This is a genomic window from Bacteroidota bacterium (genome assembly GCA_019637975.1).
Lineage (GTDB): Bacteria > Bacteroidota > Ignavibacteria > UBA10030 > UBA6906 > CAADGV01.
In genome coordinates this window covers 25356-39536 of the sequence record JAHBUR010000003.1, presented here as the reverse complement: position 1 = coordinate 39536, position 14181 = coordinate 25356, and the positions used below count along the sequence as shown (strand labels likewise).

The 14181-nt window shown below is 51.3% G+C and carries 14 protein-coding genes; 2 read left to right on the top strand and 12 right to left on the bottom strand.

Going from position 1 to position 14181, the window contains the following annotated elements; translation table 11 throughout:
• Window positions 1-16: 16 nt before the first annotated feature.
• The 3 genes from queC to KF749_02065 form a co-directional block, all read right to left on the bottom strand.
• Window positions 17-706, bottom strand: a complete 690-nt coding sequence (queC, locus tag KF749_02075; GenBank protein MBX2989935.1) for a 7-cyano-7-deazaguanine synthase QueC — start codon at window positions 704-706, stop codon at window positions 17-19.
• Window positions 703-1347 carry a radical SAM protein gene (locus tag KF749_02070; protein ID MBX2989934.1) on the bottom strand — a complete coding sequence of 215 codons (645 nt, stop codon included), beginning with the start codon at window positions 1345-1347 and terminating at the stop codon, window positions 703-705. The genes queC and KF749_02070 overlap by 4 nt, the downstream gene beginning before the upstream one ends.
• A gap of 110 nt (window positions 1348-1457) precedes the next feature.
• The gene (locus KF749_02065; protein ID MBX2989933.1) at window positions 1458-2117 is read right to left on the bottom strand and encodes a response regulator; all 660 of its coding nucleotides are present in this window, start codon (window positions 2115-2117) and stop codon (window positions 1458-1460) included.
• A gap of 208 nt (window positions 2118-2325) precedes the next feature.
• On the opposite strand from KF749_02065, the gene KF749_02060 reads away from it, so the two are divergent.
• Window positions 2326-3087 carry an energy-coupling factor transporter transmembrane protein EcfT gene (locus tag KF749_02060; GenBank protein ID MBX2989932.1) on the top strand — a complete coding sequence of 254 codons (762 nt, stop codon included), beginning with the start codon at window positions 2326-2328 and terminating at the stop codon, window positions 3085-3087.
• Here KF749_02060 and KF749_02055 read toward each other — a convergent pair.
• The 6 genes from KF749_02055 to KF749_02030 are packed head-to-tail and all read right to left on the bottom strand — an operon-like array spanning window position 3062 to window position 7212.
• A complete protein-coding gene (locus KF749_02055; GenBank protein ID MBX2989931.1) occupies window positions 3062-3817 on the bottom strand; it encodes an ATP-binding cassette domain-containing protein in 756 nt (251 codons plus the stop codon). The genes KF749_02060 and KF749_02055 overlap by 26 nt on opposite strands.
• The gene (locus KF749_02050; protein ID MBX2989930.1) at window positions 3763-4509 is read right to left on the bottom strand and encodes an ATP-binding cassette domain-containing protein; all 747 of its coding nucleotides are present in this window, start codon (window positions 4507-4509) and stop codon (window positions 3763-3765) included. The genes KF749_02055 and KF749_02050 overlap by 55 nt, the downstream gene beginning before the upstream one ends.
• On the bottom strand, window positions 4496-5515 hold the full coding sequence (locus tag KF749_02045) for an FAD:protein FMN transferase (protein ID MBX2989929.1): 1020 nt from the start codon (window positions 5513-5515) through the stop codon (window positions 4496-4498). The genes KF749_02050 and KF749_02045 overlap by 14 nt, the downstream gene beginning before the upstream one ends.
• On the bottom strand, window positions 5512-5886 hold the full coding sequence (locus KF749_02040) for a NusG domain II-containing protein (GenBank protein MBX2989928.1): 375 nt from the start codon (window positions 5884-5886) through the stop codon (window positions 5512-5514). The genes KF749_02045 and KF749_02040 overlap by 4 nt, the downstream gene beginning before the upstream one ends.
• Window positions 5883-6386, bottom strand: a complete 504-nt coding sequence (locus KF749_02035) for a Gx transporter family protein (GenBank protein MBX2989927.1) — start codon at window positions 6384-6386, stop codon at window positions 5883-5885. The genes KF749_02040 and KF749_02035 overlap by 4 nt, the downstream gene beginning before the upstream one ends.
• A gap of 28 nt (window positions 6387-6414) precedes the next feature.
• Complete coding sequence (locus tag KF749_02030) at window positions 6415-7212, bottom strand: undecaprenyl-diphosphate phosphatase (protein ID MBX2989926.1); 798 nt, start codon at window positions 7210-7212, stop codon at window positions 6415-6417.
• Between the two features lie 440 nt (window positions 7213-7652).
• On the opposite strand from KF749_02030, the gene KF749_02025 reads away from it, so the two are divergent.
• Window positions 7653-8024 (top strand): response regulator, encoded by a 372-nt coding sequence (locus KF749_02025; GenBank protein ID MBX2989925.1) that lies wholly within the window; start codon window positions 7653-7655, stop codon window positions 8022-8024.
• An 8-nt stretch (window positions 8025-8032) separates the two neighbouring features.
• Here the strand turns inward: KF749_02025 and KF749_02020 are convergent, their stop codons facing one another.
• The 3 genes from KF749_02020 to KF749_02010 all read right to left on the bottom strand — a co-directional run bounded on the left by KF749_02020 (window position 8033) and on the right by KF749_02010 (window position 14165).
• Window positions 8033-8884 carry a T9SS type A sorting domain-containing protein gene (locus KF749_02020; GenBank protein ID MBX2989924.1) on the bottom strand — a complete coding sequence of 284 codons (852 nt, stop codon included), beginning with the start codon at window positions 8882-8884 and terminating at the stop codon, window positions 8033-8035.
• A gap of 76 nt (window positions 8885-8960) precedes the next feature.
• Entirely contained in the window at window positions 8961-12002 is a 3042-nt protein-coding gene (locus tag KF749_02015; protein MBX2989923.1) for a choice-of-anchor D domain-containing protein, read from the bottom strand.
• Window positions 12003-12023: 21 nt separating this feature from the next.
• Entirely contained in the window at window positions 12024-14165 is a 2142-nt protein-coding gene (locus tag KF749_02010; GenBank protein MBX2989922.1) for a hypothetical protein, read from the bottom strand.
• Window positions 14166-14181: the final 16 nt, after the last annotated feature.

The window sequence follows — 14181 nt, the reverse complement described above, 5'->3', positions numbered from 1 at the left end:
AATGAGTGAGTATTTGTCAGGCGTATACCGGACGGTGTGCGTATGGAATCGGGTCGGGAATCCCGGCAAGTTGAAATCCCCGCAGCCGTAACGCACAACTGTCGCACACGCCGCAGGCAACCTCCTCGTTCAGATAACACGACCATGTCAGATGCAGCGGAGCACCTAATGCAATTCCCTGCAAGACAATTTCCATCTTGGAGAGATGAATAATCGGCGTACTGATCGTTATGTTGGTAGATGGCTTTGTGCCGGCCTCGATGACGTTTTCGAATGCGTCATAGAACTCCCGCCGGCAATCAGGATAACCCGAGGAATCCTCCTGCACAGCTCCGACAAAAATCGAAGGAGACCCCAACACTTCGGCCCAACTTACAGCAACGGCCAGCATGTTGGCATTTCGAAACGGCACGTATGACGTCGGGATTGACGTTTTGAGCAGATCCGCCTTCGACACAGGAACGGCAGCATCCGTAAGACTCGACCCCCCGATTTTGGAAAGATGATCCATGGAAACAACAAGTCTGTCGGCGGCACTAAAATGATCGGCGATCGCATTGAATGCCCGCATCTCACGACCTTCCGTTCGCTGCCCGTAGTTCAGGTGGAGGAACGCAAGGTCATATTCTTGCGAAGCAATTGCCGCTGTAACGCAACTGTCCATTCCCCCGCTTGCAAGAATTACGGCCAAGGGTCGCTTGCTCATACGCTTCTCGTCTCAGGCTCCCAAATATACTTGTGCATCTGCAACTGCAATCGAGCCGGAATTCCGCTTTCCAGAATCCAATCCGCCAATTCAATCGGTTGAACGTCGCCAAACACAGGTGACAGGAAAATCGGACATTTCTTCTCCAACTCGTAGCGTCGTATAACGTCAACAGTCCACTGGAAATCATCCTTGCTGCCGACAACGAACTTGACTTCGTCCTGCGCTGTTAGGAATTCGATATTCTCCCACAGATTTTCCTTCACCATTCCGCTGCCTGGACATTTGATATCGACAATCCTTCTTACCCGACTGTCAACGCCGGCAATACTGATGCTCCCGCTTGTTTCCAGCAACACTTCAAAACCCCGATCGCACAGAGTCGTCATCAAATCATGAACACCTTCCTGCACCAACGGCTCGCCCCCTGTGACTTCAACCAGCTTGCAGTTATATGATTCGACTTTTGCAAGTATCTCCTCCATCGACATTTGCCGGCCTTCGTAGAAGGCATACTCCGTGTCACACCACACGCAACGCAAATTGCAGCCCGTCAAACGTACAAACACGCATGGCATTCCGGCAAAACCGGATTCACCCTGGATGCTGAAGAAAATCTCGTTTACAATGAGTTTAGACATGGAAGAATTGTCATAAATGCTTGAAAAAGGTACGAAGACGAGCAGGGAAAAGCAAGAAAGCCGGTGGAACGGTTCCGCCGGCTTTCTGATTGAAATTTCTTTGTGATGCGTCAGGCGACTTTCTTTTTGCGCCGGGAGAGACAGTGCAGGATCGAAGCCATCACAACCTCTTCGTCAAGCGGCTTGACGATGAACTCATCAACACCCATTCGCCTTCCGGCGATGAGCATTTCACGCGTGACACGAGTGGCCAGATACAGAAACGGCGTTGCGCCGAGTTCCTCATTGTGCCTGATCCACAGATACAAATCATAGCCGATCGACCCGCTTTCGAAGTTCACTTCTGAAATGATCAAGCTCGGTTTGAACGTGGAGAGCGCATCAATTGCCTCTTCAAGACCGCCGGCGCCTATTGCCCCAAAACCGTACTTGTGAAGCGTGCCGGCAAGCGATATCAACACGCGTTCGTCCTGATCGACAACAAGCACAACTTCTCCGCGCCGGAATTGCTTTGCATGTCCGTTGCTGTGATTCGAGAAGTGGGAAGAAACCGAATGAAGGTTCGACAAGGCCGCAGAAATTGCCTTTTGCAGAGCCTGTCCAGAACGATCTTCCGGATCAAGTGCAAAAACCGATCCGAGCATTTTCTGCGCTTGCTTGTAGCGCGCCATCCGAAAGAGATCCTCCGCTCGCTCAAGGTAGTGTTCTATTTTTGCTTTGTGATATGGATTGTCGACAAATACTGTCGTGCTTGCTTCGGGCAGATGCATGAAGAAAAAGTCTCCGAGAAATTTTGTTTGCTGAAGGGGAGGAAGATCGGTGCGGTTTCATGATAGCAAAAACGAACCTGCATCCATGTGTTAGGCGTCACCCGCGCGTCGTCCTGCCAAAAAGGAATTGCCTTGTAAAGGCGCCTTTACCTGATGGACTTCAGGTTTTTTTTTTCTACCTTCTTTTCAGCGGGAGCGAACTGTAATTATGCAATTTCACCGGAGATTTCTTGAGAACCTCGACGCAAAGACAAAGCTGCTTGCGTTGTTCCTTCTCAGCGCACAAATTCTGTTTACAACAGATTATCGGATGCTTGCGGCATACGGATGCATTACGTTTTTGGCTCTGGGATTGTCACCCATCTCATTTCGCACAGCGGCAAAACAACTCAGGAAAATACTCTGGTTTGTGTTGTTCATAACCTGCATCAACGCGGTAACGGTAAGCGGCATTGTGTTGTATGAATTTGCAGGAGTGTATCTCACAAAGGAAGGAGTACTTGATGGCCTGGCACTCTCGGCACGGCTGGGGATTGTATTGCTGCTTTCGTTCGTCTTTACGCGCACGACGAGAGTTGCCGATATCGTTGACAGCATCGAAGAGTTTCTCTCACCTTTTCAAAGCAGATTGGGTTCCTTCATATCCGTTTTTGGGTTGACGATGAACTTCGTTCCGCTGCTCATTCAATCAGCGCAGAGAATCAAGGCGGCTCAGCGGGCGAGAGGTGCAGACGTTGATTCCTCGTTCACAAGCCAGGTACGATTTGCATCCGAGGCGGCGTTACCTCTGTTCGTTGCAGCTTTCCGGGCATCACAACATCTGGCAGATGCAATGGATGCGCGCTGCTACGATCCGGCTGCACGGCGCACGTCAATCAGGATAAGGAAGATGGGTTTAGCGGATTGGATGACTCTTCTGTTTCTCCTGTGTCTTCCGCTTCTGGTCATGTTACTGACAAGGATTCAGTAACACGATAATCCGATTTCAGATTGCCCTCCGCAAGCTTCGCTACCCGGGATGCGACTCGAGAAATCAGTTCTTTCTCGTGTGAAGCAAATACAATTGTCCGACCTCGTGATTTCAGCCTTGCAAACAAGGACATCACAATGTCCATCCCAAAACCATCCAATCCTGCGGTTGGTTCATCAAGCAAGAACACCTGAGGATCATGAACTAGCAGGCTTGCAAGAGCCACGCGGCGGGCTTCTCCCATACTCAAAGAAAAAGGGGAGCGGACCAGAACTCTCTCATCAAGCCCCAGTTGCCGCAGTACTTCGATGCAATCCTCTCTCGTCTTATCGCTTTTGTGCCCCATATTGCGAGATGTAAACAGGAGTTCATCGAACACGGTTTCGCAGAAGAATTGTTGCTCGGGAAACTGAAACGCAAATCCAACATTCTGTCGCATTTTACGTTGACGCCTTGGATTTGTCCAAATATCATCACCATCGACTGAGACAGTTCCAGAATCGGGCTTCAGCAGGCCGTTCATCAATTGCAGCAGCGTGCTTTTGCCGGCTCCCTCTTCTCCAACAATCGCAACGCATTCTCCCGATTGCACGGAAAGGTTAATGCAATCAAGCACTCGCCGAGGTGAGAACGCCTTCGACGAATACGAGAAGCTAATATCGACGAGAGAGAGATTCATACCGGCAAACGAAATTCTGCGGGGATGAAAATTCCCAGTGAGGCGAGCCATTCTTTCTTCCGGAGTGTATCGCCGGGAGTACCGTGGTAAGCAAGGTAACCCCGGTCGAGGATGGCAAGTCGGTCGGCCATCATCGCCTCTTCAAGGAATTGTGTTATGAGAACAATCCCCATACGCCGTGAGTTGTTCAACTCGATGAGCTTTGTCAAGAGTTGCTTGCGTGAGGCAGGAGAAAGAAATGAAGTGGTTTCATCAAGAACAAGATAGTCGGGTTGCAGCATGAGTACGGCCGATAGGATGAGGCGTAGCTTTTCACCTCCCGAAAGCATTGACGGCGGTGAATAGCGTCGCGACACGAGGTTCAGGGATTCCAGTTCGATCTCGACCCTCGAGCGGATTTCATCAGGCGGAATCCCGAGGTTCTGCAAACCGAAGGCGAGTTCCCGCTCAACGGTCGGGGAGGTCATTTGCAGGTTCGGATCTTGAAAGACCAAACCCACCTTTCTCCTGATTGCAGATAGCGAGCCTGAGTCGGCTGTTGACATACCATCGACAATGATGTTGCCGGTAGCGGGAATGAGCAGGCCATTGAGCATCCGGGCGAGCGTGCTTTTCCCTGAGCCATTGGCGCCCATGATGGCCGCGAACGATGCCGACTGAAACGCTGCACTGACATCATTCAACGAATCGCAATCGCTGCCGGGATACCGGTAGGTGACAGAATCGACACTAATCATCGGCACGCGTGAATTTTCCCTGCAATCCTGGAGAGAGTTCGTAATAAAGATCGCCTTCTTCCTCCCATACAATTATCCCCTCAACATCTTCACGATGCTTGATGAAGTCCATCCCCTTCTCCCGTCCCAACACGAACACGAGGGTTGAGAGAGCGTCGGCATTGAGTGCATCGCCGGCAATAATGGTAACGCTTACAACATCACGCGCCGGATGGCCCGTTGCAGGATCGATGATATGATGATACCGAACGCCATCATGGAAGAAAGATCTCTGATAGTCACCCGATGTCGAAACGCCTGCGGTACCCACTTTCAACGAGCCGAAGTACTTTCCCTCTTTCCGCGGATGTCGGACAAGGATTTCGGCAACGGTGGAGTCGACACTCGTTGTTCCTTCCCACCAGACTCCGAGGTTCCCTCCAATATCTACAATGGCATGCTTCACTCCGTTGCGTTTCAGAATTTCGACAGCCCTGTCAACGGCATATCCTTTTGCAATACCGCCAAGGTCAAGACGCATGCCTTTCTGTGACAAGAATACTCTGCTGCCATCAACCATCACGTTTTTGAATCCCGTCAGCCGCAACAGCATCCTGATTTTCGATCGTGAAGGAACTTCCGGTTCGGAGGAAAGAAAATCCCATGCTCTGACGATTGCGCCGATAGAAACATCAAACGCTCCGGCAGATTGCTGAGAAAGAGAAAGAGATGTCCGAAGCAGAGACGCGACCTCATCGGAAACTTCCACCGTATCTTTGCCGGCCAGGCGGTTGATTGTTCCGATATCGCTTGATTCGGAGTAGTCCGTCATGAGGTACTCAATACGGTGGATCTCCGCAAAAGCGGAATCGATAAGCGCATACGCATCGTGCTGCGATAGGTTGCCATCATAGGTTGTGACCGAAATATACGTCTCCATTGCCGTTGATTGACGTGAATGCGGACGGATTTCATCACGTGTGCATGAGGAGAAACTTACTGCTACAGTTACGGCGAGCAACAATGGCTTCATCCAGTTATCCCCCGAATGTGTTTTGTTTGCGCTCCAACAATCCGAATAAGAACGCGGTTCGGAACACAGATAATGGCATCCCCCGCCAGCGAACGCCACCCTGTCCGCACGCAGACTTTGTTGGGACAATCTGCATGAACTACCGCTACCCTGCCTTCGTTGACTTGAATCCTGACATCACCATAGTCACCACGGACTGTGATCTTTCGGTTTTCTGCGAGACTACTTTTGTACACGACGAGATCTTTCAATTCAACAATCACTGTCGATCCCGGGTGGCTGATATATTGCAATCCGAAGAAACTTCCGAGTGTACACAACGCCAACCCGATGGCTAATACCTTATCTCCCCACGTAATTCTTCCCTTCATAGCCGAACCTCTTTCAGCGATGTAATGAGTCGAAGCGATATCAACCCGACCACGAATCCGCCAATAAGGGCAGTCAGCAGAAGCAGCGGAATCAGATTAAAGACGGCCGCATTCTGCACATACACGAATCGAACAATCACCAATTGAACAACAACATGCACCACCGACCCGATAAGGCTGAGGCCAAGCGCGCTGAAGAGAGTTTTCGTGGTACCTTTGGTGAGTGCCATCGCCCCTGCGGATATCATCCCGGCTGCAGAAGCGAGAACAAAGGCGGGACTGAGAAACGTTCCGACGAGCAACGACCCGACAGTGACGCGGAGAGCGACGACGCCGAGCGCAGCGGATGGTCCGAGCATCAGCAAAGCGAGCACACTCGAGATATTCGCAAGCCCTATCTTCAGGAAAGGCAGGGGCATGGGAATGTAGGACTCAACAACAAAGAGGGCTATACCCACTGCACCGAGCAGAGCCGTAATTGTAATCCGACGGGTTGACATACCGCCACTCATGCTGACTCGTCAATAGTTACTGCATATGACCGGTGAGAAGGAGAATTAGCACCACCGAACCCAAGGCTATTCTATACCATCCAAAAACCTTGAAACCGTGCTTCTTGAGATACCCGATAAACAACTCAATAGCCAGCAGGGCCACCAAGTAGGAGATTACGGCTCCGATTCCAAGGGTTATGTAATTTTCTCTGACGAGAACATCCGGATGTTCGTTGTACACATCGAGGAAACTTTTCACGGAAGCGGCAAACATCGTCGGCACGGCAAGAAAGAACGAGAACTCGGCTGCGAGGCTTCGGGAGAGCCGCTGGCTCATTCCGCCGATGATCGTCGCGGCGCTTCTACTCAAGCCCGGAAACACAATACTCAGCACCTGAAAGCAACCAATAATAAATGCGCGGGTATACGTAATTTCTTTTTCCTCGTGGATTGCACCTTCGGAATAGAAACGATCCACAAACACCAAGGCTATGCCCCCGGCAATCATCACACACGCAATGAACATCAGGTTATTCAACGCCAACCCGATGTAGGTCTTCAGGAAGTAGCCGCCAATCAATGCCGGTATTACTGCAACGATGAGTTTTCCGTAAAACGTCATACGGTTGATATCGAAGAATTTCCGCCAGTAGATTGTCACCACCGACAACATCGCCGCGAGTTGTATCACAACCTGAAACATGTCGATGAATGCATCGGGATGAACGCCAATCAGCGGATTCGCGAAACGCATGTGTGCCGTGCTGGAAACAGGAAGAAACTCGGTAAGGCCTTCGATAATGGCAAGAAGAATAGTCTGTAACAGGCTCATGGTGAAAGAGTTGGTTCAGAGTTAGTTTGGCGTTTCAGAATGTGGCGGCGTCACTAACAGACTTCACTTCCAACGATGCCGGATGGATCGCAGGCGGGGACGATTACACTCCGCGTTTTCTGTGAGTTTGGCGCGGGAAAAGAAGGAGAACGCAACCGCTGACTTGGCTTGCCCGGCAGAAATCCGGGGCTGCACGCGGCTGGATTAGAACAATCCCCTTGCAAATTCGTCATTCTCCCAGTGATATTCTTGTCACGCCGGCTACGGAACAATGCCGCGGCTGAATTCAATTTCTTTTGAATCTACTTGAATAATGTCACAGATACAATTTCGCTGAAATTTTTCTACTTGCGATAGTCGCAAATCTTTTTCGTTGAATGCCTGTCTGTCAATACCTATTTTCCTTCGGAGGCGTTTCAGTCTCACAACATATCACGCTCATGCCGAAAACTGTTCTACTCGTTGACGATGACCCGCTGTTCATTGAAGTGGTGAGGGATCTGCTTGAGGTTCATCAGTACCGGGTATTGATGGCTCAAAACGGCTTCGATGCACTTCATCTTCTCACTGAACACAATGTCGATATCATCGTCTCCGATATCGAAATGCCTGTCATGAATGGCATTGCCTTCCATGCCCGGTTTTCTGAAAGTGATTCCTATCGCAACATCCCCTTTGTGTTCCTCACATCAACCGACGACGGGGATAAGATCAACTATGTTCGCAAACACGCTCACGTTGCGCTGATTCGCAAGTCCAGCATGGTTGATGAACTCATTAAAACTGTCGGCTATCTGACAACAATCCCATAAACCTGCCGTCACTTCACCAGCAACATCTTCCTCGCCTTTATGTAGCCCTTGTTGTGCACCACGGCGGTGGGAATAACTGCAAGGCGGTACAGATACACTCCGCTTGAAAGGTGTTTGGTTGCGTCCTGACCGAACACTGCTTCGTATGTCCCTGAACTTTTCCGCTCGTCTACCAGAGTACTTACCTGCCTGCCGGCTGCATCAAACACTTTCAACTCGACTTTGGCTTCAACGGGGATTTCATACCGGATTGTTGTTGAAGGATTGAATGGATTCGGGTAGTTTTGCAGAAGCATGAACCCGCGCGGCACACCCGGATTGCCCACAGAACTTGCCCCCACAACCCTGACGAGAAACTTCTGCCCGAAATTCCAACCGTCGCCGTCGGGGGTGAAGTCGAGATCAACTGAATTCCCCGCAGAATAGAGTGTGTCGACCACGCCTGCAGTAAACGGAGCAGTATAAGAAAAAGCCCATGAAATAGTATCTCTGCCGTTGGCCGGACGCGGCGGCGCCTTGTGCGTAAGTTCGAGGCTGTCGATTCCCGGCGATTCCGTCATGAGCTGCGTACCAACTGTATCAACGACACCCAGCGCGCCAAAATATGAAGCAACGTTGAATCCTGCGGCAATGTTCTGCCTGCGTGCAACATGTACCTCGTACAGGCCCTCTTGTCCTGCAACGAGTGAGTCGGGCCCCGAAATCCACACCTTTACCGAATCGTCAGGCGTGAAGCCGTGGCAGATACATCCGAATCCGTTCTTCTGCGTCGCGTGTACCATCCCGAGTTGATGGTAGAGTTCAAATCCACAAAATAGTGCAAGCATCACAATGGACGCGATGCCAATCATCTTTTGCATTTTTCTTCTCCTGGGAAACAAAAAAAAGTAGTCCCAACACTATTTCGGGACTACTTTGTTGTATGTTCTGAATATTTTACTTGAGCAACATCATTTTTCTGATCTCAATAACACTTCCGGCAGTGAATCTGTAGAAGTACATACCGCTCGCCGTGGAACCTGTGAGTTTCTGCGCATCGAACGTGGCAACGTAGCGACCCGCCGATTGACGTTCATTCACAAGAGTTGCAACTTCCTGCCCGATCATATTATACACTTTCAGACTCACAAATGCTTCCTCCGGAACTCCGTATTCAATAGTCGTTGCGGGATTGAAAGGATTCGGATAGTTCTGGCTCAATTCAAACTCTGTCGGTACCCCTCCCGTGGCAACCGAGGTCGGGCCAAAAATTGTGAAGAACCCGTCGCTGGAATCCACCAACGTTCCGCTCGATCGGTCAACAATCATCACACGTGCTTGCGTAGAGGGCGCGTTCGGAACAAGCCACTCAAAGCTCCCGAGCGCGGCGGTGACATTCTGCGCTATTCGTATCCAACTACCGGTTGGCGATGCTTTGTAGGAAATCTCAACTCTATCCAAATTTGTCGCTGACCATGTGATCGTCTGTGTCGAGTTAACATTCCAGACTTCCCCGCCGTTCGGTGAAAGCAGGGCGAGTGTCGCATTCGAAAGCCCCGTTCCCGATACCGGAATTTCGTACGGGCTCCCCGGCACATTGCAGCCGATTGTGAGTTGAGCGGCAAATGCCTGTGCCGAACCTGGCGAGAAAAGAACCGACAGCGTATCCGATTGGCCTGCCGGAATTGTGAACGACGTTCTTCCCGCAATAAACGCAGGATCGGTGGCCGTTACGCTCGACACGATTAGTGCAGCAGTTCCATTATTGGTAAGTGTGAGAATTTGTGAGCCGGTTGAACCGACTACGACAGACCCGAAATCGAGTGAACCCGGCTGGGCCGAAATTGCGGCAACCGTAATCGAGAAAACACCCTGGCTGCTGTCAATCGGGGTGTTGTCGCCGACGTCTGAAATCCTCACGCGGGCTTGTGTTGTCGGGGTGGCAGGGATTTGCCACGCATAAGTGCCCATTGCCCCGGGCGTGTTTGCCACCACGGTTTGCCAGGCCGATGCCGGGGCCGTTTTGTACTCGATCTTTACATTTGCGATGTTACTTGAATTCCAGGCAATATTCCGCGTTGTGCCGTAAGCCCAAATCTCTCCACCGCTCGGAGCTGTCAGAGCCAACGTCTGCAGGTTGCTGCTCGGAACAACATACGTGAAGTTGTACTTGTAGATTCCACCGCTTTGCTGTGCCAGAAAGGTTCCACGATCGTAGGCGAAAATTGCATAATTCGAGCCTGTGAGAGGGGATGTCAAGAACGAGGAGGCGGCGTTCGACGAGAGATACGACGTAGAGCCGCCATACACGCCAAACATCATCACGTTCGGGTCGTCTTTGGCAATATCTACGCCCCATGCCGATCCGGTTGTTGCCACCGAATTCCACGACAACCCCATATCTGCAGTCTTGTTGACACCGCCGGAACCCCATGCTGTTGCATATCCTACCTTGTTGTCGAGCGAACTCCCGACGGTTGTCGGAATTTCCGATCCGGTTGTTGTGTAGATGAGTTGGAATGTTCGCCCTCCGTCGCGTGACCTGAACATCTGGCCCTGACCGCTGCCGGTAACGCCATCTCCAACCCAAATAACATCAGGCTCATCGCGAACAACCACAATGTCGCACGGGCTCCTGAAGCCGGGATTGCTCCAATCGGTCCAGGTTGCACCGAAATCTGTTGAGCGCCAGATATGCCCGTCTTCCGGCCCGAAAATGAGTGTGTCGGGATGCGAGCCATCCATCTCAAGCGGCATTCCGTATTCGGAGAAGTTCATTGTAGGTGTGGTTGCAGTCCAGGTCACTCCGCGGTCAGTTGTGCGAACTATCCTGTCGGGAGCACCGTACGCGGCAACCCAGAGATTGGAGTCTTTGGGAGAAACATAGAACGAGTTGACTTTGGAACCTCCGGCCGGCATTGTCGCAATTTGTACCCATGTTTCGCCTCGGTCATAGCTTGCATAGACTCGAGTTCCGAGAGCGCAGTAAATAATATTCTTGTCGGAAGGATGCATGCTGAATGCATTTCCGCGAACCGTTGCACTGATACTCAACTTCTGCACCCAATTCATGCTGACTGTTGTGCCTGTCGGAAGACTCCAGTTCGCGCCACCATCGGTCGTTCGGAGAACTACGTTGTTCTTGTCTGAACACGCCCAGCCGTTCATGGCATCATAAAAGAAGACAGAATTCAATGTGCCGTGCAACGTGTGCCGGCCCCACGTGAATGTCGTTCCCCCGTTATTCGTCAAGCGAACGTAGCCTCCCCCGCCGACAAAAACAGCTTCGTTGTCACTCTTGGCAAATACAGCGTTTACATCCGAATAGGAATCCGTCATGAAATTCAGTGCCGACCATGAAGCGCCGGAGTTGACACTCTTTACGCAGAAGCCGTTGACGCCAGTGACATATACTGTCGAGCCGCTGACTGAAACACCGGTCAGGTCATTCGTCCATCCGGCATTCCCGATACTGCTCCATGACTCTCCTGCGTCGACTGTTTTCAGAACGACCCCTGCGTTGCCGACTGCATATCCTATTTGCGGTGTTGAGAACGCTACGGCATTGAGCTTCTGTGACGTGGTGGAGGTCTTCGACTCCCATATCGCCCCGCCGTTGATAGTCTTGAAGATGACTCCGCTGTTCCCGACGATAAACCCTGTTTGATTGTCAATCAACACAATATCATTCAGCGTAGCGGCGCCGTTCAGCGTTTGTTCCGACCACGTTGACCCGCTGTTTGAGGAAAAGAAATGCTTGCCGTTGTCGCCGACAATCCACACACTACTGCCGAGCGCGTGCACACCCCGCAACGTTCCGGTTCCTTGCGTGTGGTTGCTCCAGGTTGCGCCGCCATCAACCGACTGAAACACACGCCCGTTGAATCCGACTGCCCACACGTGCAGACCGTTAGGCGAGTGAACGCGCAGAAATCCGTCAGCGTAGCCGAACACACTGACATAGACCGTCACCAAGAGAACGCAGAAGAGTCTCTTCATGATACTCCTATACTGTATAGGTTATTGTTGATGTGATGTTAGAAGAAAAAGTCTTGCAATCGTTTCTACTTCTGCCAAACCGGCAAGCGATCTGCGTTGAATCGCTCCCCTGTAATCAGTGATAATTATCCTTGCGGCGTCGATCTTGGTAGGTGGAAATGAAACAGCAGCCCCTTCTGTGCTGAGACCGCCGGTATGATATAGTGTTCTGACTTCATTCCCGTCATAATATAGCAGAATTTTACAATGATGCACCAAAATTGTTGTCCCCTCAGAAGAATTTTTCGGGATGTTGTACAAAACAAGCTGCCTGGCTTCAATTGGAATATCCCAATGCAATTCAACCCATGACCCTTTCCCCTCATCTGCAACCCAAATAACCGAATCACCCCCTACCCTGGCCTGGCGGTCAACAACGTTGCGGGCCGGAAATAATGTACCGCTATTATTGCGGAATTCTGAGCTTGCCGTCACACGAGCGGAGGGGGAAGCATTAAACCACTCGGCATCTTCACCATTCTTGGGAACTTCGAGTATCGAGTGACCGATGTGACAACCCACGCATTTCGTGCCTGAGCCTAACCGCTCGAAGTTGAATCCGGCAACATGAGCAAACTTGCCGTCAGTTGTTTCCAGGACTTTTCCTTCTTTGTCAACAATCTGTTCGAACAAAGGAACCTCCGCCGGAACGTCATGCTCATGCACGCCTCCCATATAAAAAACAGGAGCAGTTTTGAGCAAGATTGATGGATCGGGACGCAATCCGCTCTGTCGCTGGGAGTTCATGAAAAACTGGATCGTCAAATCCTGGGCAATTCTCGGAGCGTCGGGCATGGGCTCGTCCACTTTTCCGTTTGTGAAGATGTTCATGCAATCAAAGCGGAAGAAGTCGTTGCGTGCGTAGGTTTCCGGATCTTCTGTTGGAGGGAGGTCGGAGACGGGAGTTGTGAATTGCTCAGGAACGATTGGCGGAACCCGACGTGTAACGACAAGCTGGGGTTCCAATTCGAGCGTGCCGGGAAAATCAACGACTTTGCTCAAATTCCGGCCCTGAAGGTCGCAAGAATAAATCCCGTATTCAATCCCATCTACAGAATAGGAAAAGAGAATAGATGTTGGCGAGAGTTCGACGGGGTCAGTCGCATACGGTGGCGAAACCTCCGCAAGCCCGCGCAGCGACTCGTCGGATTTAACGCCGACAACATGCCGCTCATAATCAGCGCCGGGCTTGAACCAACGAATCCCCCATCCCCCGGAACTTCCGACCAACGATGTTCGGGGTGAGAACGTACTGAGAAGTCGCCCGTCGCGCATCACTTCCGGTTTGTATGTTTGCGTGCCGTAGCGTGTCCGCAGAAATCCGGCATACAGCTTCAGCATATCCCCGTCCGGGTTGATGGCAACAGCATGCCAGATGTTGCCGATGTCATCTGTTAGCGAATGATCATCTTCACGGGAGACATTGTTTCGTGTACTGTTACTGGGCCGGTCGATGTTGCCCCACCAACGCGCATACACAATCCTTCCGGTCACCGGATCGATTGTCGGCTCTTCTGCGCCGTTGCGCTCGCTCGTTATGCGCCGCAATTCCCGCCCTTCATTCTCGATCACGTACAAATTGCTGGCACGGACTTGCGCCATCATCGACATCGAAGGATACCGGGTACTGGCAAACACGATCTTTCCGTTGGGAAGATAGCATGGATCAAAATCATCATACCCGACAAACAACGAAGCCGCTGCCCCGAATTGCGACAAATCGATCTCCCTGTCGGAGAACGTCAGTTGCCGTAATCCGGAACCGTTAACGCCGATCTCAAAAATTCTCCAGCTGCTGTCGGCATGTTGCACGCCGGAAAATACGATCTTCTTTGCATCCCACGAAACACACGGGTCGGCAACGTCGATAAGCTTGGCAGAGTCGACCAGCGTTCGGATCGTTCCGTTCTTCTCCCGTATCAGCATTTTGCCGCCAACAATGGCAGTTCGGAATGTCGGACCGCTGCCGGGAACATCGCCAGCACTGTTGCCGGGAAGCGGGTTGCGGCTCAGAAAGACAATCGGAGGAATCCGCAGTCCGGCACTTGCGCTCGAAGGCTGATTCGAAGGAGCCAACAGCAATGCAAGCAGAATCGGCAATACGTAAATGCTAAGCGATGACATTTTCTTTCTCTTTCAT